Origin of the sequence: Streptococcus mitis, from assembly GCF_001579035.1 — a bacterium.
In the GTDB taxonomy this organism is placed as follows: Bacteria; Bacillota; Bacilli; order Lactobacillales; family Streptococcaceae; genus Streptococcus; species Streptococcus mitis_J.
Map to the genome: position 1 here is coordinate 1 of NZ_KQ970285.1, position 2402 is coordinate 2402.

At 40.0% G+C, this 2402-nt stretch carries 1 protein-coding gene, 1 tRNA gene and 1 pseudogene; all 3 read right to left on the reverse strand.

Annotated features, from left to right (window positions below):
• Nucleotides 1-175 precede the first annotated feature (175 nt).
• A tRNA-Glu gene (locus SMIDD26_RS00005) sits at nucleotides 176-247 on the reverse strand.
• Nucleotides 248-339: 92 nt separating this feature from the next.
• A complete protein-coding gene (locus SMIDD26_RS00010; RefSeq protein ID WP_061438526.1) occupies nucleotides 340-819 on the reverse strand; it encodes a sigma-70 RNA polymerase sigma factor region 4 domain-containing protein in 480 nt (159 codons plus the stop codon).
• 120 nt (nucleotides 820-939) lie between these two features.
• A pseudogene (gene ftsH / locus SMIDD26_RS00015) lies at nucleotides 940-2402 on the reverse strand (ATP-dependent zinc metalloprotease FtsH); the annotation flags it as partial.

The window sequence follows — 2402 nt, forward strand, 5'->3', positions numbered from 1 at the left end:
AGTTGTTGTAGTGCCCTGCACATTGGTTCGTCTTGTTCAGTTTTCAAAGGTCTTTGTCACTCGCTTCTCTCAAGCGACAACTAATTTAGTATATCACAGTCACTTTCGTTTGTCAACACTTTTTTGAAACTTTTTTAAACTTTTTTCATCAAGTATTTCCAACTGCAACATACCATAGTCCGTACGGGATTCGAACCCGTGTTACCGCCGTGAAAAGGCGGTGTCTTAACCCCTTGACCAACGGACCAGAGTTGTTATTTTCAACTCTTACTATTATACCCACTTTTCAAACTTTGTCAACACCTTTTTTAAAATTTTTTTACTTTTTTGCATGAATTCCTAATGAGCACGGATGTCAAACTCTTTAAACACAATACGTAAGTCTCTTAACACTCTTTGACGCCCTCGGAAACGTTCATTTCTTAAGACGCGTTCTAACTCTTCTCGTTTCTCTTTAGTTTGTTTGTTTCTATAATCTCTTAGTGTTTCATGAAAGAGATAATAATCATCTAGCCACAGACCGCCCTCACTTATACGATGACTTATCTCACCCACTTCTTCATAAGGTTCTTTATTATATCTTCGTTTGTGGCTCTCTTGTTTACGGATATAGTCTAAAATTCGATTTCGAAACCTGGTTTTGAAATATTTCCTTAAACGAGGGATATCTTCTACAAGCCCTTCTTCTCTACTAATCAATTCATGTAGACATATCATTCCCTCTTGATCCCAGTCCGATAACTCCCATAAATGAAGGTAATATTCATTTCTACACTTGTATACAATTCCTTGGACTTCTTCATACAATTCTTTAAGCATTCTTTTCCCCTTTCTGTGTACAGTCTAACAGATCCAGAAACACTTTTGGCACATTTCATCCATTCTGTTCTCTACACCGTCTCAACTGCACAAAAAAGAGAGGACGGGCCTCTCTCAGGGTTATTTTTCGTCATTCATTTTTGACTTTACTTCATCATAGGATAGTGCATGAGATTCCTCTTCTACTGCTTCAGGCATCTTTCCTGTTTCGTAAAGAGCTTTAATTTGTGTACTATCCAATGTTTCGTATTTCAATAATGCTTCTGCAATCAACTTGTGAGTTTCACGATTTGACTGAATAATTTCAGCAGCTTTATTTCGTGCTTCATTCAATAATGAACGAACCTCTTCGTCAATTTCATAAGCTGTTTGTTCTGAAATTGATTTTTGAGGGCTTTGTGCACCAAACATGGCATGATTACCCTCATATTGTACCGGACCAAGTTTTTCACTCATACCGTACTCTGTAACCATTGCACGCGCCATTTGTGTCGCCTGTTCAAAGTCGTTTGAAGCTCCTGTAGTTTGGACATTAAAGATAATTTCTTCAGCTACACGTCCACCCATTAAGCCAGCCAATTGCTCTTTCATATCTTCTTTGGATAGAAGCATTTGGTCTTCCTTAGGAAGTGCAATCATGTAACCACCTGCGCGGCCACGTGGTACAATTGTAACCTTATGGACAACGCGGGCATTCGACAAGACTAGACCTACAATGGTATGCCCTGCCTCATGGTAAGCAACTAATTCACGTTCTTTTTGTGAAACTGTCTTATCTTTCTTAGAAGGTCCAGCAATAACTCTATCTTCTGCTTCATCAATATCTGAGGCATCAATTATCGATTTATTGCGACGAGCAGCAACTAGAGCCGCTTCATTCAAGACATTCTCTAAATCAGCACCAACAAAACCTGGAGTTTGTTGAGCAACTAATTTCAAATCAACATCTTCTGCTAAAGGCTTGTTCTTAGCATGAACTTTCAAGATTGCTTCACGCCCCTTAACATCAGGACGGCCAACCAATACTTTTCTATCAAAACGTCCTGGACGTAAAAGGGCAGGGTCTAGTACATCTGAACGGTTTGTCGCAGCAATGACGATAATCCCTTCATTCCCCTCAAAACCATCCATCTCAATCAAGAGTTGGTTCAAGGTTTGCTCACGTTCATCATTTCCTCCACCGAGGCCGACACCACGTTGGCGACCAACAGCATCAATTTCATCGATAAAGATGATGGCTGGCGCTGCTTTTTTGGCATCTTCAAAAAGAGAACGAACACGACTAGCTCCAACTCCGACAAACATTTCTACAAAGTCAGAACCTGAGATACTAAAGAATGGAACGCCTGCTTCTCCAGCAACTGCCTTAGCAAGCAAAGTCTTACCTGTTCCCGGAGGTCCCTCCAAAAGAACACCTGCTGGAATACGGGCTCCAAGTTTTGTAAATCGTTTTGGATCTTTTAAGAATTCAACAACTTCAACTAGTTCTTGTTTTTCTTCCTCAGCTCCAGCAACATCTGAAAATCTTACTTTAATATCTTCTTTATTTGCAGCTTTAGCCTTACTACGTCCAAACTCATCGG

Bases quoted from the DNA above. Each gene is read 5' to 3' on its own strand.
- SMIDD26_RS00010 (WP_061438526.1), bottom strand. From the start codon at position 819: ATGCTTAAAGAATTGTATGAAGAAGTCCAAGGAATTGTATACAAGTGT.